General features: G+C 39.6%; 20 protein-coding genes and 1 tRNA gene. 1 reads left to right on the top strand and 20 read right to left on the bottom strand.

Annotated features, from left to right (window positions below):
* Positions 1-172 precede the first annotated feature (172 nt).
* From O3636_RS08695 to pbp2a, 6 genes are all read right to left on the bottom strand, one after another.
* A tRNA-Glu gene (locus O3636_RS08695) sits at positions 173-244 on the bottom strand.
* Positions 245-336: 92 nt separating this feature from the next.
* Positions 337-816 (bottom strand): sigma-70 family RNA polymerase sigma factor, encoded by a 480-nt coding sequence (locus tag O3636_RS08690; protein WP_371642707.1) that lies wholly within the window; start codon positions 814-816, stop codon positions 337-339.
* Between the two features lie 120 nt (positions 817-936).
* Positions 937-1473, bottom strand: coding sequence for a transcription termination/antitermination protein NusG (gene nusG / locus O3636_RS08685; RefSeq protein ID WP_020901172.1), 537 nt, complete (start codon positions 1471-1473; stop codon positions 937-939).
* Between the two features lie 53 nt (positions 1474-1526).
* Positions 1527-1703: a preprotein translocase subunit SecE gene (secE, locus tag O3636_RS08680; protein ID WP_001210991.1), complete on the bottom strand. Its 177-nt coding sequence runs from the start codon at positions 1701-1703 to the stop codon at positions 1527-1529.
* Between the two features lie 9 nt (positions 1704-1712).
* Positions 1713-1865, bottom strand: coding sequence for a 50S ribosomal protein L33 (gene rpmG / locus O3636_RS08675; protein WP_033674018.1), 153 nt, complete (start codon positions 1863-1865; stop codon positions 1713-1715).
* A 52-nt stretch (positions 1866-1917) separates the two neighbouring features.
* The gene (gene pbp2a, locus O3636_RS08670) at positions 1918-4113 is read right to left on the bottom strand and encodes a penicillin-binding protein PBP2A (RefSeq protein ID WP_371642704.1); all 2196 of its coding nucleotides are present in this window, start codon (positions 4111-4113) and stop codon (positions 1918-1920) included.
* A gap of 86 nt (positions 4114-4199) precedes the next feature.
* Between pbp2a and O3636_RS08665 the strand changes: the two genes are divergently transcribed.
* Entirely contained in the window at positions 4200-5075 is an 876-nt protein-coding gene (locus O3636_RS08665) for an RluA family pseudouridine synthase (RefSeq protein WP_371642702.1), read from the top strand.
* 67 nt (positions 5076-5142) lie between these two features.
* On the opposite strand, the gene gap is transcribed toward O3636_RS08665, so the two are convergent.
* The 14 genes from gap to O3636_RS08595 form a co-directional block, all read right to left on the bottom strand.
* Positions 5143-6153: a type I glyceraldehyde-3-phosphate dehydrogenase gene (gap, locus tag O3636_RS08660; protein ID WP_000260662.1), complete on the bottom strand. Its 1011-nt coding sequence runs from the start codon at positions 6151-6153 to the stop codon at positions 5143-5145.
* Positions 6154-6473: 320 nt separating this feature from the next.
* Complete coding sequence (gene adhE / locus O3636_RS08655) at positions 6474-9125, bottom strand: bifunctional acetaldehyde-CoA/alcohol dehydrogenase (protein WP_049501897.1); 2652 nt, start codon at positions 9123-9125, stop codon at positions 6474-6476.
* Between the two features lie 299 nt (positions 9126-9424).
* Positions 9425-9835 (bottom strand): hypothetical protein, encoded by a 411-nt coding sequence (locus tag O3636_RS08650; RefSeq protein ID WP_261106032.1) that lies wholly within the window; start codon positions 9833-9835, stop codon positions 9425-9427.
* Positions 9822-10262, bottom strand: a complete 441-nt coding sequence (locus O3636_RS08645; RefSeq protein ID WP_000737451.1) for a low molecular weight protein-tyrosine-phosphatase — start codon at positions 10260-10262, stop codon at positions 9822-9824. Before O3636_RS08645 ends, O3636_RS08650 begins: the two co-directional genes overlap by 14 nt.
* Before the next feature lie 46 nt (positions 10263-10308).
* Positions 10309-10608 carry a preprotein translocase subunit YajC gene (yajC, locus tag O3636_RS08640; protein WP_371642699.1) on the bottom strand — a complete coding sequence of 100 codons (300 nt, stop codon included), beginning with the start codon at positions 10606-10608 and terminating at the stop codon, positions 10309-10311.
* 116 nt (positions 10609-10724) lie between these two features.
* On the bottom strand, positions 10725-12701 hold the full coding sequence (gene tkt, locus O3636_RS08635; protein WP_371642697.1) for a transketolase: 1977 nt from the start codon (positions 12699-12701) through the stop codon (positions 10725-10727).
* Between the two features lie 113 nt (positions 12702-12814).
* A complete protein-coding gene (ulaG, locus tag O3636_RS08630; protein WP_173218202.1) occupies positions 12815-13906 on the bottom strand; it encodes an L-ascorbate 6-phosphate lactonase in 1092 nt (363 codons plus the stop codon).
* A gap of 111 nt (positions 13907-14017) precedes the next feature.
* The gene (locus O3636_RS08625) at positions 14018-15691 is read right to left on the bottom strand and encodes a transcription antiterminator (RefSeq protein ID WP_371642695.1); all 1674 of its coding nucleotides are present in this window, start codon (positions 15689-15691) and stop codon (positions 14018-14020) included.
* Between the two features lie 166 nt (positions 15692-15857).
* Complete coding sequence (locus O3636_RS08620; RefSeq protein WP_173218200.1) at positions 15858-16565, bottom strand: L-ribulose-5-phosphate 4-epimerase; 708 nt, start codon at positions 16563-16565, stop codon at positions 15858-15860.
* Between the two features lies 1 nt (position 16566).
* A complete protein-coding gene (locus tag O3636_RS08615) occupies positions 16567-17430 on the bottom strand; it encodes an L-ribulose-5-phosphate 3-epimerase (RefSeq protein WP_371642693.1) in 864 nt (287 codons plus the stop codon).
* Between the two features lie 3 nt (positions 17431-17433).
* Positions 17434-18099: a 3-keto-L-gulonate-6-phosphate decarboxylase UlaD gene (locus tag O3636_RS08610; RefSeq protein ID WP_000166738.1), complete on the bottom strand. Its 666-nt coding sequence runs from the start codon at positions 18097-18099 to the stop codon at positions 17434-17436.
* A 16-nt stretch (positions 18100-18115) separates the two neighbouring features.
* Positions 18116-18601 (bottom strand): PTS sugar transporter subunit IIA, encoded by a 486-nt coding sequence (locus O3636_RS08605; RefSeq protein WP_001049924.1) that lies wholly within the window; start codon positions 18599-18601, stop codon positions 18116-18118.
* A 76-nt stretch (positions 18602-18677) separates the two neighbouring features.
* Entirely contained in the window at positions 18678-18959 is a 282-nt protein-coding gene (locus O3636_RS08600; RefSeq protein WP_000241466.1) for a PTS sugar transporter subunit IIB, read from the bottom strand.
* A 23-nt stretch (positions 18960-18982) separates the two neighbouring features.
* Positions 18983-20440 (bottom strand): PTS ascorbate transporter subunit IIC, encoded by a 1458-nt coding sequence (locus O3636_RS08595; protein WP_371642690.1) that lies wholly within the window; start codon positions 20438-20440, stop codon positions 18983-18985.
* Positions 20441-20470 lie beyond the last annotated feature (30 nt).

The raw sequence follows: 20470 nt of genomic DNA, 5'->3' as shown, positions 1-20470 counted from the left end.
AGTTGTAGTGCCCTGCACATTGGTTCGTCTTGTTCAGTTTTCAAAGGTCTTTGTCACTTACTTCTCTCAAGTGACAACTATATTAGTATATCACAGTCGCTTTCGCTTGTCAACACTTTTTTGAAACTTTTTTTAAAATTTTTCATCAAGTGTTTCACACCGTAACATACCATAGTCCGTACGGGATTCGAACCCGTGTTACCGCCGTGAAAAGGCGGTGTCTTAACCCCTTGACCAACGGACCAGAGTTGTTATTTTCAACTCTTACTATTATACCGACTTTTCAAACTTTGTCAACATCTTTTTTAAACTTTTTTTACTTTTTTGCATGAATTCCTAATGAGTACGGATGTCAAACTCTTTAAACACAATACGTAAGTCCTTTAGCACTCTTTGACGCCCTCGGAAGCGTTCATCTCTTAAGACGCGTTCTAACTCTTCTTGTTGCTCTTTATTTTGTTTACTTCTATAATCTCTTAGTGTTTCATGAAAGAGATAATAATCGTCTAGCCAGAGTCCTCCCTCACTTATACGATGACTTATCTCACCCACTTCTTCATAAAGCTCTTTATCATATCTCCGTTTTTGACTTTCTTGTTTACGGAGATAGTCTAAAATTCGATTTCGAAACTTGGTTTTGAAATATTTACGTAAGCGTGGGATATCTTCTACAAGCCCTTCTTCTCTACTAATCAATTCATGTAGGCAAATCATCCCCTCTTGATCCCAATCCGATAGCTCCCACAAATGAAGGTAATATTCATTTCTACACTTGTATACAATTCCTTGGACTTTTTCATACAATTCTTTAAGCATAAGCTTCCCCTTTCTAGATACAGTCTATCAAATCAAGAAGCTAATTGGGGCCATTTCATCCATTCTGTTCTCTTCACCGTCTCAACTGCACAAAAAAGAGAGGACAAGCCTCTCTCAGGGTTATAATTCTGCGATTTGGTTTAGGTTTACTTCTGCAACTGTGTCATTACCAAACATAGAGATAATCATTTTTACTTTGTTATTATCAATTTCTGTAATCTTACCAGTGTAGTCTGCAAAAGCGCCATCAATAATACGTACAGTTTGACCAACCTCAACATCGAAATCAAATTCTTGAACAGTTTGTCCCATAGATACCAAAATGTCACGAATTTCTTGTTCCAATAATGGAGTTGGTTTTGATCTATTTCCGTGAGATCCAACGAATCCTGTAACGTTTGGTGTGTTTCGAACAACAAACCAAGCTTCATCTGTCATGACCATTTCTACAAGAACATAACCTGGAAAGCGATTTTCTTCTATTTCTTTTCTCTTTCCATTTTTTTCAACTTGCACTGTTTGTGTTGGAATTTCAACGCGTAGAATATTATCCAACATATTGTAGGTTTGTGCACGTTGTAATAGATTTTCTTTTACCTTATTTTCATAACCAGAATAAGTTTGTAAAACAAACCACCCTTTATCAAAACTATCCATGATATTTCCTTTCATAATAGAAGATATCTAGTGTAAATAACTCCACTAGCCTTCTAAAAAATGTTAATAAATCGAATCAAACCTGAAACAATCAACTGGTCAAAAATGTAAATAATTACTACAAAAAAAGCTGTGTATTCCATGATAGAACGAAAATCTCTCCAGCTTTCCTTGCGAGTTGGCCATGTTGTGTCTTTAAGAAGTCTAAAAATATCTCCAATAAAACGCATCGCTCTCTCCTATCTCGTTTCTCTATGTATAGTGTGCTTACCACAATGTTTACAAAATTTATTTACTTCTAGTCGTGTTGGCTTGGGGTTTCCGCTGATCTTTATTGAATAGTTTCTCGAACCACAAACCGCACAAGCTAGGCTTGCTTTTTTTAGTGCCATAACGCCTCCATCTTATCTATTATAACAAGAAAGCTAGGCTTTGACAAGCATCTTAACGAAATAGATTGACTACCGAATCCCATATCGTTTGAGCCTTTTCCTTAATTTTAGCATCCGAGATAGCACGACTGGCCTCATCTACCAGATTTTGCGCACGACTTCTAATATCAGAAAGGGTATCATCCGTCTGATTCGTTTCATTACTCTGCACTTGATTTCTTGTATTGGCTGGTGCAATTCCATTTTGCTTATAAGCATTTTCAACCGTAAAGGTACTTCCTGGCGTATAAGGTAAAATGGTATTGGCAATGTTTCTAAAGACATGGGCTGCACCGTTTGAAGTAGAGCCAGCTAGATAGTGATTTTCATCAGTCGTCGGGAAACCAAGCCAGTGACTAATCACTACATCCGGTGTATAACCAATTACCCACTGATCACTTGTATATTCTGGATTGAAAACCGCTTCAGTTGTACCAGTTTTTCCTGCCATTACATAATCTGCAGGCGATGAACTAATACCGGTACCGTTAGTGAATGTCCCTAACATCATACTGGTCATCTTATCAGCTACAGACTTATCAATCACCCGTTTTTGTGAATTTTTATGGCTTGCAATAACTTGTCCACTAGCATTTTCAATTCTACTAATAAAATGAGCTTCAGGCATTAAACCTTCATTTGCAAAGGCAGCATATGCTTGAGCCATTTGCAGAGGATTGGTTTCGACACCACTTCCCAAGGCGACACCAAGAACACGGTCGACCTTTTCCATGTTGAGCCCGAATTTTTCGCCTGCCTCAAAAGCCTTGTCGACGCCCAAATCATTAACAGTGGCAACAGCAGGTAGATTAAGCGATTCTGCCAAGGCTTGATACATAGGAACTTCTCGACTCGTTTTGATTCCTGCATAGTTATCAACTTTATAGCTGTCGTACTGCATGGTATGGTTATCCAACTGCTTATTCAAAGCCCAGCCTGCTTCAACTGCTGGCGTATAAACAACTAAAGGCTTGATTGTAGAACCAGGGCTACGTTTTGATTGAGTTGCATAGTTGAAATTCCGGAATCCAGTTTTATCATTGCCAGCAACTTGACCGACAACTCCACGAACTCCCCCTGTTTTCGGTTCGAGAGCTACACTTCCTGATTGAGCAAATGTTCCATCCTCTGCCCTCGGAAATAGCGATGTATTTTCATAGACAACCTGCATATTTGCTTGGTAGTTTTGGTCCAGCTCTGTATAAATGCGGTATCCATTATTGACAATTTCTTCCTCTGTTAGATTATACTTGGAAACTGCTTCATTAACCACAGCGTCAAAATAAGAGGGGTAACGGTAATCTGAAATTTTTCCTTCATACTTATCGTGCAATTGCGACGTCATATCAATTCCCGTAGCTTCGGTTTCTTGATTTTTATCAATATATCCTGCTGCAACCATATTTTGCAAAACAGTATCGCGCCGATTGGTAGAATCTTCTACAGAATTCAAGGGGTTATACAGTTCCGGTCCTTTGAGCATCCCTGCCAGAGTCGCAGCTTGATCGAGACTCACTTCTGATGCAGAAACTCCAAAGTATTTCTTACTCGCATCTTCTACACCCCACACACCATTTCCAAAATAAGCGTTGTTAAGGTACATGGTTAGAATTTGATCCTTACTATATTTTTTTGTTAATTCTAAGGCCAGGAAAAATTCTTTTGCTTTTCTCTCAACAGTTTGATCCTGTGACAAATAGGCGTTTTTAGCCAGCTGCTGAGTAATAGTAGAACCACCACCTGAACGACCAGCCGTAACAATCGCCAAGAAGAAACGACCATAGTTAATCCCGTCGTTTTTATAGAAAGAACGGTCTTCTGTCGCAATAACGGCATTCTGCAAATTTTTACTGATATCAGTCAATTCAACGTAGGTTCCCTTTTGACCAGACAAGGCACCAGCCTCTTTTTCTTCACGGTCAAAAATGATAGTCCGAGTTTTCAAGGCATTTTGCAAATCGTTAACATTGGTTGACTTGGCTACAGCAAATAAATAGGTTCCAACTAGCAAGCCTGCACTCAAACCTAGTATAAGGACAATCTTTGTTAGATGATAGCGACGCCAGAATTTTCGAATCGGACCCACTTGGGCTAATTTTTTTCTATCACTGCGAGAACGACGCAAGCTAGTAGAATCAGAATCCTCTGATTCACTTGTTTCTTTTTTAAAAAGGGAAAGAAATTTCTCAAATAATTTATCTAATTTCATGCGTTTATTTTATCATCTTCATCATAGGAAGACAAGAATTTAGCTATTTCCTATCCAAATAAGGCTTTTTTTGTTACAATATCTGTATGCAATTCACATTTACATTACCATCCTCTTTACCTCAAATGACGGTGAAGCAATTACTAGAAGAGCAACTCCTCATCCCTAGAAAAATCCGGCATTTTTTGAGAACCAAGAAACATATTTTGATTAATCAGCGAGAAGTTCATTGGAACGAGGTGGTGAAACCTGGCGATGTTTGCCAATTGACTTTTGACAAGGAAGATTATCCCAAAAAAGAAATTCCTTGGGGAAACCCAGACTTAGTTCAGGAAGTTTATCAAGACCAACACTTGATTATTGTCAACAAACCTGAGGGTATGAAAACCCACGGTAACCAACCAAACGAAATCGCCCTTCTTAACCATGTCAGTGCCTATATTGGACAAACCTGCTATGTCGTTCATCGTCTAGACATGGAAACCAGTGGTTTGGTTCTCTTTGCCAAAAATCCTTTTATCCTGCCTATTCTCAATCGCTTATTGGAGAAAAAAGAGATTTCTAGGGAATATTGGGCTCTAATTGATGGAAATATCAACAGAAAAGAACTTGTTTTCAAAGACAAAATCGGACGTGATCGCCATGATCGCAGAAAACGAGTAGTTGATACAAAAAATGGACAATATGCTGAAACACATGTAAGCAGATTAAAGCAATTCCCAAACAAAACTTCCTTGGTTCGTTGCAAACTAAAGACAGGGCGAACCCATCAGATTCGTGTGCACCTTTCGCATCATAACTTCCCGATCCTGGGTGACCCTCTCTATAATAGCAAATCAAAGACGAGTCGGCTTATGCTCCACGCCTTTCGACTGTCCTTTACCCATCCGCTTACTCTAGAGAAATTAAGCTTCACTACCCTATCAGATACTTTTGAAAAAGAGTTAAAAAAGAATGGATGATAGCGTCATCCATTTTTAAATATTTAAAAAGCAAGACCAGAGGCCTTGCTTTTTATCGACTCATGAATTATTTAGCGATTTTTGCGAAGTATTCAAGAGTACGAACAAGTTGTGCAGTGTATGACATTTCGTTGTCGTACCATGATACAACTTTAACCAATTGTTTACCGTCAACGTCAAGAACTTTAGTTTGAGTTGCGTCAAACAATGAACCGTAAGACATACCTAGGATATCTGAAGATACGATTGGATCTTCAGTGTATCCGTATGATTCGTTTGAAGCTGCTTTCATAGCTGCGTTCACTTCGTCAACAGTAACGTTCTTTTCAAGAACTGCTACCAACTCAGTTACAGAACCTGCTGGAACAGGAACACGTTGAGCAGCTCCGTCCAATTTACCGTTCAATTCTGGGATTACAAGACCGATAGCTTTTGCAGCACCAGTTGAGTTAGGAACGATGTTTACAGCACCAGCGCGAGCACGGCGAAGGTCACCACCACGGTGTGGTCCGTCAAGAATCATTTGGTCACCAGTGTAAGCGTGGATAGTAGTCATCAATCCTTCAACAACACCAAAGTTGTCTTGAAGAGCTTTAGCCATTGGAGCCAAGCAGTTTGTAGTACATGAAGCACCTGAGATAACTGTTTCAGTACCGTCAAGAACGTCGTGGTTAGTGTTGAATACAACTGTTTTAACGTCGTTTCCACCAGGAGCAGTGATAACAACTTTTTTAGCTCCACCAGCGTGCAAGTGTTTTTCAGCAGCTGCTTTCTTAGCAAAGAAACCAGTAGCTTCAAGAACGATTTCTACACCGTCGTTAGCCCAGTCGATTTGTTCTGGATCACGTTCAGCAGAAACTTTGATGAATTTACCGTTAACTTCAAATCCACCTTCTTTAACTTCAACAGTACCGTCGAAACGACCTTGAGTTGTGTCGTATTTCAACAAGTGTGCAAGCATAACTGGATCTGTAAGGTCGTTGATACGAGTAACTTCAACACCTTCTACGTTTTGGATACGACGGAAAGCAAGACGACCGATACGTCCGAAACCGTTAATACCAACTTTAACTACCATTAGTGATTTCCTCCTTATGAAAATCATGAAATTTTTATTGTGAAAAGAGTAACTTGAATCACTACAAATCACCTTTCAACAAACCTATTATATAACTATTTGAGTTGAATTGCAAGTACGGGCGTTGTTTTTTGTCTATACCCCACTTATTTTTCTTTCTCCTTCAAAAGCCTATACTGCTGTCTTTCTTTGTCTACCTAGTCATTTCCCACTTTCCTTTTCAAATGAAAAGTAAAAAATAGAAAAGCTAAAAATTATTTTCAACACTCCAATTCCACAAGAAAAGAGACAGGGAATTCCTGCCTCTAGGCTGATAACAATTATTTACGGCGTCCTGGTCTTTCTTTGTAACCATAGTAAGAATCTTCGATGATTTCTTGCATATGGTCAACCATTGGAAGACGTGGGTTTGCAGGTGAACATTGGTCTTCATAAGCAAGGAAGGCCAATTCACGTGAATGTTCTTTCCATTCTTTTTCGTCAACACCTTGTGCTTTGAAGTTCATTTGGATACCTACGCGCTCACCGAGTTCGTAAACAGCTTTTGCAAAAGATTCAACCCCTTCTTCTGGTGTAGAAGCTGGAAGTCCAAGCATACGAGCGATATCTTGATATTTCTCGTCTGCACGGTAGTAGTTGTACTTAGGCCATGTAGCTGTCTTAGCTGGGCGAGTACCGTTGTAACGGATAACGTATGGAAGCAAGATTGCATTTGTACGACCGTGGATTGTGTGGAATTGCGCACCAATCTTATGGGCCATTGAGTGAGAAATACCTAGGAAGGCATTGGCAAAGGCCATACCAGCGATTGTTGAAGCGTTATGCATTTTCTCACGTGAGTGGAAGTCTGCATTCTTAACTGAGCTTTCAAGGTTTTCGAATACAAGTTTGATGGCTTGAAGTGCAAGACCGTCAGTGTAGTCGCTAGCCATTTGTGATACGTAAGCTTCAGTCGCATGGGTCAATACGTCCATACCAGTGTCCGCAGCAACAAATCCAGGAACTGTCAATACCAAAGCAGGGTCTACGATTGCCACGGTTGGTGTCAATGAGTAGTCAGCGATTGGATATTTACGGTTATTTGCTTTATCAGAGATAACGGCAAATGGTGTTACTTCAGATCCTGTACCAGATGTTGTTGGGATTGCGATGAATTTAGTCTTCTTACCAAGCAATGGGAATTTGAAGGCACGTTTACGGATATCCATGAATTTTTGAACAAGGTCACGGAAGTCCACTTCTGGTTGTTCATAGAAGAGCCACATTACTTTAGCAGCATCCATTGGAGATCCACCACCAAGAGCGATGATTGTATCTGGTTTGAAGGCACGCATGATTTCAGTACCACGTTCAACTGTAGTGATATCTGGATCTGGTTCTACATCAGCAAAGATTTGGTAAACAACCTTATTGCGACGAAGATCAAGTTGTTCGATGATACGATCAAGGAAACCAAGCTCTACCATGGCATGGTCAGTAACGATCATGACACGTTCAACGTCACGACATTTTTGAAGGTATTGAATTGAATCACGTTCAAAGTATGTTTTTGAAGGAAGTTTCATCCATTGCATGTTATTTCTCCGTCTTCCGACTTTTTTGATATTCAAAAGGTTAATGGCACTAACGTTATCCCCAACTGAGTTACGTCCGTAAGAACCACATCCGAGTGTCAATGATGGCAAGAAGGCATTGTAAACGTCCCCGATACCACCGAAAGTAGAAGGTGAGTTACAGATAACACGAATAGCTTTAACAGCTTTACCAAATTCTTTAGTCAATTCTTCGTCAGCTGTGTGGATAGCTGCTGAGTGACCAAGACCGTTAAATTCAACCATTTGACGAGCTTTGGAAATACCATCTTCACGGCTTTCAGATTTCAAAACTGCGATAACTGGTGACAATTTTTCACGAGTCAATGGCTCGTTTTCACCAACTTCTTTACATTCTGCAGCAAGAATGTTTGTTCCTTCTGGAACTGTAAATCCTGCTTGCTCTGCAATCCAAGTTGCTGGTTTACCAACGATGTCAGCGTTCAATTTCGCACCAGCACAGTTTTTGCTGTTTGCTTTCACGCCGAAGCAGAATTCTTCAAGAAGTGCTTTTTCTTTTTTGTTTACAAAGTAAGTATGATATGATTTAAACTCTGCTACAAATTCATCGTAAATTTCTTTATCAATGATAACCGCTTGTTCAGATGCACAGACCATCCCATTATCAAATGATTTAGACATAACGATATCGTGTGCAGCTTGACGAATGTTTGCTGACTTTTCAACATAAGCTGGAACGTTTCCGGCACCTACTCCAAGAGCTGGTTTACCACATGAGTATGCAGCTTTAACCATGGCATTACCACCTGTTGCAAGGATTGTTGCAACACCTTCGTGGTTCATAAGGGCACTAGTTGCTTCCATAGATGGTTCAGTGATCCACTGTACACAGTTTTCAGGCGCTCCTGCTTTAATCGCAGCATCACGAACGATTTGAGCTGCGTGAGCTGATGATTCTTGAGCTGATGGGTGGAAGGCAAAGACAATTGGATTACGTGTCTTCAATGAAATCAATGATTTGAAGATTGCTGTTGATGTTGGGTTTGTTGTAGGAGTAATACCACAGACAACACCAACCGGTTCAGCGATGAGAGTCAAACCTGTTACATCGTCTTCTTCGATAACGCCAACTGTTTTAGTGTGGCGCATGTTGTTTACCACGTGTTCACAAGCAAACAAGTTCTTAGTCGCTTTATCTTCGAATACACCACGTCCTGTTTCTTCAAAGGCATGTAAAGCCAATTCTCCGTGGGCATCCAAAGCTGCCACTGACGCTTTGGCTACGATGTAGTCAACTTGCTCTTGGTCGAGTTTACGCATTTCCTCAAGAGCAACTAAAGCTTTTTGCACCAAGCCGTCGACATGCTTTTCAGCAGCGAGTTTCTTTTCCTCTGGTGTCACAGTTTTTTTATCAGCCATATTTTCCTCCATAGCTTTCAAGGATCGATATCCTTTGTTAATTTTTTCACAAGTTTATTATAACGCATTATTTCAACTTTGTAAACAGTTTCATAAACATTTCACAAAGAATTTTTTATTGTTTGTGAATTTTTTCTTATTCTCTTTACTTATCAAATTTTTTATTTAGAGTTTGTGAAATTAATTTCAAATATTTTTTATTTCACAAACTTACTTGGAAAAGGGACTTGGAAAGAGATAGATTTTCTAGTAAGCGCTTACTTTTAGATGCTAACAATACCTCCTTTGATAAGGAGGCTTTATTTTTGTTGAAAAACGCCTTGTTTAAAAGTCCCTTCATAAACAACTTCTTGTTCTGTTGTTAGTTTCCCTTTTCCTTCAGCCTGACCATTTACAAAATCACCTTCGTAGGTCCAGCCTTCTTTAGATTGAAAGGTACCTTTTCCATTGAAGGCTCCATTGTTGAAACCACCTGTATATTGGTCTCCATTTTGGAAGGTAATGGTACCTTGCCCATTCATTTTACCACGGACAAGACTGCCATCGTAAACAATATTTCCATTATCGAGTTTTAAGACACCTTTTCCGGGAATATTTAGAAAAAAGACTAGTACCGCACAAAAAACAATCGTTACTGCGGCTAAAATCTCTAAATGAGAACGACTCAGATAGACATGATATTTCCCATAGAAATTCTTAAAATTCTCCATATTCACTCTCCTCTAAACGTTCTAACCACACTTGGCATCCCTCTTGAACACGCCGATAAGTCTCTTCAAAATCTCCTGTATACCAAGGATCTGGAACACTTTCAGATGCAAATAAGTGAATCTTATCTTGACAGTCTCCTGGACACATCTGACGTAAGTCAGAAACATTTGAAGCATCCATTCCGATAATATAATCAAAGTCTTCAAAATCTTCCTTACTAATCTGAAGCGATGTTTTGTTCTTGTCATACAGAATTTGATACTGTTGAAAAATCCCTTGAGTGCCCTTATGAATCGGATTACCATGTTCCCAAGAGGAAGTCGCTCGACTTTGGATTTCGTAGTTATCTGTCATTGATTTCATAACAAACTCAGCCATAGGGCTACGGCAAATATTTCCCAGACAGACAAAGACTAGTTTTTTCATCCCATTTCCTTTCTTCTATAGAAAAACGGGAGTTAGTAATCCCGTCTTATTTTTCAATTGCGCCTTCGAGTGAAGCTGTTTCTTTCAGCGGTAATACTGTCTTGATAGCAGCTAGTTCAAAAGTCAAGTAAACTCCATCTACATCAAGAACAATCGTTCTCTTCTCCGTATCTACTTCATCGACTGTTCCGTAAAGTCCACCGATTGTAATAACTTCATAACCTTTTTGCAGTTTGTTTAAACTTTCCATACGTTTTTGCGCTTGTTTCTTTTGAGAACGTTGCGTAAAGAACATCAAGCCAACCATAGCCAAAAGAATGATTAAAAATGTATATTGTGATTCCATTATATTCTCCTTTGTCTTTTACATAGGACTACTATATCAAATTTCAGCTACTTTTACAAGATTGTACCTTGCTTTTCTAGTAAGAAAAATCAGAGCCTGCGCCCTGATTTTTAGGATTATTTCAAGTTTTGAACGACTTTTACAAGATTTTCTACAGTAAAGCCATATTCTGACAATACTTTTGGTGCTGGGGCAGAGGCTCCGAAAGTATCAATACCAAGAACAACACCATCTAGACCAACGTATTTGTACCAGTTTTGAGTTGCACCCATTTCGACTGCAACACGACGGCGAACTGCATTTGGAAGAATTTCTTCCTTGTATGCTGCATCTTGTTTATCAAAGACATCTGTAGATGGCATGCTGACTACGCGGACTTTTGCTCCTTGACTAGCCAATTCTTTGGCAGCCGAGACAGCAAGATTGACCTCTGAACCTGTTGCAATCAAGATAGTATCAAAGTCGGATGCATTTTCATAGACAACATAGGCACCTTTAGCAACCTTGTCGAAGTCCGTTCCTTCTTCGACAGTCAAGTTTTGACGTGTCAAGACAAGGGCAGTTGGCGTTTTCTCACTTGTCACTGCAAGATACCAAGCTGCTTGAGTTTCACGCGCATCTGCTGGACGGAAAACATTTAGATTTGGCATAGCACGAAGACCTGCTAAATGCTCAACTGGTTCGTGCGTTGGACCATCTTCCCCAACTGCAATTGAATCGTGAGTAAAGACATAAGTCACAGGAAGACCTTGCAAGGCTGACAAGCGGACAGCTGCCTTCACATAGTCAGAGAAGACGAAGAAAGTTCCACCGTATACACGAAGTCCACCATGAAGAGCCATCCCGTTCAAGATCGTTCCCATTGCAAATTCACGAACACCAAACTGAATGTTGCGGTTCAAGCGATTGGCATCATCTTGAAGTCCATCAGTCTTGATATAAGTCATGTTTGAGTGAGCTAGGTCAGCTGAACCACCCAAGAAAGTTGGTAACTTAGCTGCCACTACATTCAAGGCATCTTGGCTTGAATTACGAGTTGCTTGAGAGAAGCCATTTTCTAAAGCTGGGAAGTCTGCTGGAGTCACTTCAACTGGATCATGTCCATCAATAATGGCTTCTACTTCTGCTGCCAGTTCTGGATGAGCTTCTTTATAATCAGCAACTAATTTTACCCAAGCTTCATAAGCTGATGCGCCACGGTCTGCAACATGTTCTTTGAAATCAGCATATACTTGTTCTGGGATTTCAAACGGATCGTAGTCCCAACCGAGAGCTTGACGAGTTGCTGCAGTTTCATCTGCTCCAAGAGGAGCACCGTGTACGGCATTAGTTCCTTGTTTATTTGGAGAACCGTATCCAATAACAGTTTTCACTTCAATCAAAGATGGCTTGCCTGAAGCCTTAGCTGTCTCGATAGCAGCATGGATTGCTTCTAAGTCTGTTCCATCTTCAACCAAGGCTGTATGCCAACCGTAGGCATTGTAACGGTCACGAACACTCTCTGTAAATGAATCCTTTGTCTCACCATCCAAGTTGATGTCATTTGAATCGTAAAGGACAACCAACTTGTCCAGTTTTTGCAAACCTGCGTATGAAGCTGCCTCACTTGAAACACCTTCCATCAAGTCTCCGTCTCCACAGATAACATAAGTATAGTGGTCAAAGATATTGTAGCCTTCGCGGTTATATTTGGCTGCCAAGAAACGTTCTGCTTGGGCAAAACCAGTGGCAGTTGAAATCCCTTGACCTAGAGGACCTGTTGTAGCATCAATCCCTGCTGTATGGCCAAATTCTGGGTGACCTGGTGTTTTTGAACCCCATTGACGGAAGCTCTTAATCTCATCCATGCTGACATCTTCAAAACCAGAAAGGTGAAGAAGGGCATAAAGAAGCATTGAACCATGACCAGCTGAAAGAATAAAACGGTCGCGGTTAATCCAGTTTGGTTGAGCTGGATTGATACGAAGTTGTTTTGTAAAGAGGCTGTAAGCCATCGGAGCTGCTCCCATAACCACACCTGGGTGACCTGAGTTGGCTTTGTTGATAGCGTCAATACCTAGGAAACGAATTGCATTAACAGATAGATTTGACATAGAATTTCCTTTCTATTTGAGGTGATTATTAGATCACACATTCTATTCTACTATTATATGAAAATTATCCGTATCATGCAACATACGGATAACCTCCAAAGAATATTTTTATATTATAGCAAAGCTTTAAATTGAATGTTAGAGTCTTGTTCAAAACAATCATCAAAACCACGTGGATGATGGTATTCTACTAAGTGTTGATCTTGAGGATAAGTGTACTTACCGCCAACTTCCCAGATAAATGGATGGAAATCGTATTGCAAGCGATCTTTTCTCATTTTCCAAAGTTCTAGAATCTCATTAGTAGAAGCCATGAAGTTAGACCAGATATCATAGTGAACTGGGATAATGACTTTGGTACGCAGATTTTCTGCCATACGAAGAAGGTCGATAGATGTCATTTTATCTTGGATACCTACCGGATTTTCACCATAGTTATTCAAAGCAACATCAATTTTAAAGTCTTTACCATGTTTTGCAAAATAGTTTGAGAAGTGAGAATCTGCACCATGATAGATGGTTCCACCTGGTGTTTCAAAGATATAGTTAACAGCCTTTTGAGCCATTTCTTCATCTGTAACAGCTAAGCCAGCAAGTTCACCGCCTGTCTCATCAGCACCGTTCACTGGGAGAGTTACCAAACAAGTACGGTCAAATGATTCTACTGCATGAATCTTCATATCTTTTAATTCGATAGTGTCACCTGGTTTAACAACGATGATACGTTCTTTTGGAACACCCCATCCTTCCCAGATTCGTCCACAGTGGTAAGGACCGATAAACTTAACATGCTCTAACTTAGGATTGTTGAGAATTGCTGCAGCTGTGTATGGATCGATATGGTCACTATGGAAGTGTGAAACCAAGTAGTAGTCGAGTTCGTTGATAGCAAATGGATCAATAACCATTGGCTGAACACGCAAATTTGGTTGCAACTTACGAACACCTGCCATATTTGCCATTTGGTGCCCACGAACCATATCTTTCACTTTTTTAGTTGATTTTCCACGGTTTGACCAAAGGTCCATGACAACGTTAGCACCACATGGTGTCTTAATCCAAGTACCACAGTTGCCTAGCCACCACATGGCAAAATTGCCTTCAGGTACGACTTCTTCTTCGATTTCTTCGTTCAACCATGTTCCCCACTCTGGGAAAGTAGCTAAAATCCATGACTCTCTTGTAATTTCTTTGACGTTTGGCATATGTTGCCTCCTTTGGATATAATTGTTATCTTTGAAACTAGTATACCACCCTTCAAAACACTAAAAAAGACCAAGAAAAACACAGGTTTGTGTTCATCATTGGACTGTCCTTCAAATATCTTCCAAAAAAGCTTGAACTACTATTTCTTGATTTATAAGTGTTTGAACCTCTTCTTGGAACTTACTAGCCAACTTGCTGTCTACAATATAAGACGAAATAAGACTAGAAAGATTTTCACTGAAACTTTTGCTCTCATTACGAAATATATTGTGTTTAAGATAGTCTAGCATTTTCAAAATATCTTCTGCTTCAAGGATAGGATTAACCCTTAAAATCGGAAATCTGCTATCCAAATCATCATTAGTAGTAATCACTACATCAACTTGTGCAATATCTTCCACACTCTTAAATTGTTCTGTTGTAAATACAGTGCCAATTTGCTCATTTGGAAAATAAAGTTTGCATTGTTTCAGCAAAAGTCTCGAAACCGCAACACCTTCATCACAAACAAGATAAACTTTTTTCATATTTTTTTGAGACGATGGTGTATACTTTAAAAATCCTCCAATATGAATCGTCAAATAGGCAATATCATCGTCTGTTAGCCGAATAAACCATGCTCCTTCTAAAATTTCCGCAGATTTTCTAGTGACTAAAAATAATTCTCCATACTTGGATCGAATTTGTTTTGTTAGAGGATTTTTAGAAAAAATACCGTAAGTCTTTCTAAATAACAAGGCTTTACAGTGGATCATCAAATTTCTTAACAAATCATCCTTGTTCTCAATCTCCATTCGGATTTGTGATTCAAAATACCAGATAAATTCTTCTAAAGCAAGTTTTAATTGCCGAAAATCATCACTTTCTGCATGAATATCCAAATCTTTACGATAGGAGAGGAGAAGAACAGCTACAAGAGAAACTTCAAGTTCTGACAAAGAAATTTCAAACTTTTGAAACAACCGTTCTCCTAATTTCTTAGACACCTGATACTCTATTCTTTTTCTTATCAAAGAAAATTCTTTCTCTATATCCTGATGTCTTTCTTGATACTGTTCAACATTATGACAGCTTAACAGCAAATAAGGTAGAACCTGCAACATAAAAGTTACTTCATGATGATTTATTTTCTTCCCTAAATCTTGTTCAACTAAAGGAACCTGTTCCTTAAAAAATTGGTTCATTTCAACAGAAAGCAAACACTCACCATCTAACCTCTCTTTCATCTTATCTTCTAAAATAGATACAAAAGTGGCATTTTCTTCCATAAAAATATGATATAGAAGCGATTGAAGATACTGAATTTTATTAAGAGGGTGGGCATGAAGATGGTATCCCTGTGACTTGCTCACTTGCAAGGTCACCTGATATTGTTCCAAAGTTAGTTGATAACGAATACTATTCAAATCATTGAGAACAGTATTCCTAGACACCTCTGTTAACTCCATCAATTTTTCAATCGTAATACGTTCTTTAGAAATACCTATCCATAGTAACATTATCATCATACGTTCATGCGCACTCATGATATAATCGTACGAATCTACTTCCGATAATAGTTCACAACAAGCATCTCTCTGCTCTTCCGTTAAGTGAATACCAATTCGTGGAATACTAATGATGTGAAGCGCCTCGTCACCCAGAGCAGCATTGATTTTGTCAATGTGATAATAAATTTTCCTTCTTGACTCTTTCAAATCTTTCGAAATCCCCATAATCGTTTTGGACGTTTCTTGATCCATCAAATATTGAAGCAAATCACAACTTGCCTTATCCAGTACCATATTTCATACTCCTCTATCAATCAACTGCCTTGAAAACAACTTTATAATAGTATCACATTCACTAACGCATTTCAATTATCAACAGTAGTCTCTTAACAACGAATACTTACAATTACAAAAGCGAGGCTTGGATTGAAAGGTCCTAGCCTCTTTTCAATTCAATTTCTTATTTCTTTTGACCGTAATAAGCATTTGGTCCATGCTTACGTTGGTAGTGTTTTTCTAGAATGTACTGGGGAGCAGGTTCAACTCTTGGATTGATTTGTTCTGTAAAGCGATTCATCTTTGATACTTCCTCTAGTACGACAGAGTGATAAACAGCATTCTCTGGATTTTTGCCCCAGGTGAATGGACCGTGATTGCGTACAACAATACCTGGTACTTCAACAGGATTGAGACCGCGACGTTCAAACTCTTCTACGATAACCAGGCCAGTATCTTTTTCATAGGCCACTTCTACTTCGTCCTTGGTCAAACTACGGGCGCAAGGGATTGAACCGTAGAAATAGTCTGCATGGGTTGTTCCGTAGAAAGGAATATCACGACCTGCCTGAGCCCAACCAACAGCTTCTGTCGAATGAGTGTGGACCACACTACCAATTTCTGACCAAGCCTTATATAACTGCACATGAGTTGGAAGATCAGAAGATGGTCTTAAATCCCCTTCTAGGACCTTACCATCTAGATCAGTCACTACCATGTTTTCTGGTGTCAATTCGTCATAATCCACACCTGATGGTTTGATAACAATGACACCGAGTTCCCGATCGACTTCAGATACATTCCCCCAGGTAAATTTGACAAGTCCATGTTTTGGTAATGATTGATTGGCATTACAGACTCGTTTACGCATATCGTTTATTACTTGATTCATCTTACATCAAACCTGCTTTCTTAATTAGTGGATAGAGAAAAGCTTGCGCCTCTTGAATGGCTGCGCGTGTTTCTTCTACAGTTTCACAATTTTCAGACCACATTTCGATTAGGAAAGGTCCATTATAATTGGTTTGTTTTAAAATATCGAAAGCTTCTTCCCATTTGACACAACCTTGCCCAAAAGTTACATCTCGGAACTGGCCCTTTGAACTTTCTGTCACTGCATAAGTATCCTTGAGATGGAGAGCTGCGATAGCATGGTGACCTAGATAGAACTCACTATAGACATCATTATGCCATGCAGACACATTCCCAATATCTGGATATACAAAAAGGTAGGGAGAGTCAACATCCTTTTCTACAGCCAAGTATTTTTCGATACTATTGATAAAAGGATCATCCATAATTTCAATAGCAAGTACCACCTGAGCTTCTTCAGCCCAGTCACAGGCTTTTCTCAAATTTTTGATAAAACGTTGGCGTGTCTGGGGTGACTTTTCCTCATAGTAAACGTCGTAACCAGCTAATTGAATCGTACGAACTCCCAAATCCTGAGCTAATTCGATACATTTTTTCATGAGTTCCAGAGATTTTTCCTCTAGAACTGGATCATTTGATCCCAATGGGTAGCGACGATGGCCTGAAAAACAGATAGAAGGAATACGAACACCAGTTTCATAGATTGCTTTGACAACTTCCAAGCGTTCTTCCTTACTCCAGTCAAGTCTTGCTAAACGCTCATCACGTTCGTCAATAGACATCTCGACAAAATCAAAGCCTAACTTCTTTGCAAAATTTAAACGTTCTAGCCAAGTAAAGTGTATCGGGGTTGCCTTTTCATAAATTCCAATTGGACGTACCATAGTTTACCCCCAAATTCGTTTGATTTCATCCTTGAAGGCACGCGCTGCTCCTGCTGGATCCACAGCCTCTGTAATTCCACGACCTGCGATAAAGGTAAAGACATCAACACCTTCAAAGAGTTTGAGAGTATCTACATCTAGACCACCTGTTACAGATACACGGAAGCCCATGTCAATGAGTTTTTTAACCTTATTAAGGTCTTTTTCACCCCAAGTTTCACCAGCAAGAAGAGCATCACGAGATTGGTGATAAATAGCTTGTGAGATACCTGCATCTAGCCAAAGCTGAGCTTGTTCAAAAGTCCAATCGCCATAAAGCTCGATCTGGATTTCGCCTCGTTCTCCTCGTTCAGTCTTGATAGCCTTTAGAGCTGCTTCCATAGTAGGGATGGTTGCACAACAGATACAAGTCATCCAGTCTGCTCCACGAACCGCATTATTTTTAGCAACTGTTCCACCAGCATCAGCACATTTTGTGTCTGCCACAATAATCTTATCCGGGAAAAGGCTACGCAAGACTTCAACCAGTTCACTTCCAACTTGAAGCAAGCAAACAGTTCCAGCTTCGATAATATCTACTTCCTGACCAACAGAAACAGCTGCTTTAATCGCTCCTTGCAAGTCTGAATGATCTAATGCAACTTGTAAATTAGGTATTCTTTTTGTCATTTCTTTATTCCTCTTTCTAACTTTCCAAATCCAATCCTTCGAGATAAGGGCTATCCTTAGATTCTTCAATCATAGCCAAGACATCTTCTTTAGTCTGGCAAGCCTGTAAACGTGCAATAGAATCTTCTAATTCAAACAGGGCAATGATTTGTGGAATTGCTACACTTGTGTGAATTTTTGAGCTTGTTGCTGCTAGTGCCAACAAAACAGATACCTCTTTCCCATCTGAAAATACAACAGGATTTTGTAAGGTAATCAATGAAAAGGCATCACTTTGCACACCCGCTTCAGGTCTAGCGTGGGGCATAGCCATACCTGGCATCAAGATATAGTAAGGGCCATACTCTTCAGTCGATTCAATGATAGCATCGTAATACTCTGGCAAAATTGCCCCACTTTCAATCAAGGGATCTACTGCTACCTTGACTGCTTCTTTCCAATCGTGAGCCTCTAAACCTAGTCGGATCGAGTCATTGTCAATTAAAGCTTGTTTTAAATTCATATCTGCCTCCTTTATTTAAAGAGGGAGAAGGACAGAAACGATAACTCTCAGTTTCTGTCCAACCCCCTCCAACCTTTTACTGTAGTGCTTGACTGAGTTTTTCAGTGATTTCTTTATCATCCATCAAGTTGTCAAGCCCAATTAACTTCCCATTAGTTCGCCCTTCCAATTCTTGAATCAAATGAAGAGAAGCGATTACGATGTCATATCCTGCTGCTAAACCTTTAGCTTCACCGACACTGCATGAATTGACTGTAAAATCTGTTTGATTAAGCTTACGGAGAGCATTTTCGACCTTCATCTTGATAACCATTGATGAACCCATTCCATTTCCGCACGCTGCTAATACTTTAACCATTTTATTTCTCCTTTTTCTAGATACTAAGCTTCTTCTTGAACTTCACCGTTGTAATATTTCTCTTTATCTTTTGCTTTGGCAAATTGAAGTTGAGGAATAACAAGCAAGAAGAGACACACAAGTACATAACCAACAATACCAAGGTATTTGAAGATATATCCAAATCCAAGCCATGGGAATTCAAAGTCGATATTTCCATGGTAACCACCATAAGATGCTAAATCAAGAAGAGCTACACAGAGAGCTCCTAAAGCAACTTGGAGAACACCTGAGATGAATGATAGGATAACAGCCGCTTTCCATCCGCCGCGTTTATCAGCGTAGACCGCAATGGCTGCATTGTCAAAGAACACTGGTACAAATCCTGTAATAATAAGAATCGGATTTTTAAAGACGATGAGCAAGACAATTGTGATCAATTGACCAATCAAACCAAAGGCAAATCCTGACAAGACAGCGTTTGGAGAACCAAATCCATAAGAAGCTGCAACGTCCACCGCTGGGAATGAACCTGGCAACAATTTGTTTGAAATACCTTGGAAGGCGTTTGTCAACTCAGATACGAACATGCGGACACCTTGCATCAAAACGAACAAGTAAACTGAGAAGGTAAAGGCTGTTTGGATAGTGTACATAAAGAAATCTTGTTTAGCAGGATTGAATAGAGTTCCTGAAGTGATGACTTCTTTATTAGACATAATGTCTGGACCCAAGATTAAAAGAATGGCTCCGAAGAATACGAGCATCAAGGTAGCAGATGCAACAACTGTATCGTGGAAGATTGAGAGGAACTTAGGTAATTTAAGATTGTCTAAACTTTCTTCTTTCTTACCAAAGCGTCCTGCTACTTTATCTACAAACCAGATTGCAAATTGCTGTTGGTGACCAATCGCAAATCCGCCACCACCAGTCAAGCGTTGAGTTGCCTCAACAGTCATATTTGAACTAACTGCCCAGTAAAGTCCACAGATGATACCAATCGCTGCTGTACCGTAAGCATTGCGCAATTGTGGTACTAAGAATAGAACCATAAGAGATACTGTTGCAGCTTGTTGTACCATGATGTGACCAGTAATAAAGAGGGTTCTTACCTTCGTAATCTTGCGAAGAGCTACGAGCAAGATATTTATTCCGAAACCAATCAATAGAGCTGTAGTTGCAGTTCCAACAAAATCTGGAAACTCTGCTGCAATTTTGTTGTTTGCTGCAGCAAGTCCAAAGTAAGGGTCGATAACCGCTGCACCAATTTGGAATTTGTAGTTAAGGGCTGCTAAGATCGGACGGAAGGTTGTAACCAAACCACCCGCACCCACGTTGAGCAACATATACCCTACTGTTGCTTTAACAAACCCTGAGAAAACGTCATGGGCAGGTTTTTTCAAAAGTGCGTATCCTACCAACACCAATAAACCTACGAAAAATGCGGGATTCTGCAAAATATTGCTAGAAAACCAATTTAGAACACTTGAAATGACTTCCATAATTGTTCTCCTTTTGAATTGTTTTTGTAG

Origin of the sequence: Streptococcus sp. 27098_8_76 (assembly GCF_041432315.1) — a bacterium.
Lineage (GTDB): Bacteria > Bacillota > Bacilli > Lactobacillales > Streptococcaceae > Streptococcus.
Note: the sequence above shows the minus strand (reverse complement) of the source record. Positions and strands in the feature narration are given on the sequence as shown.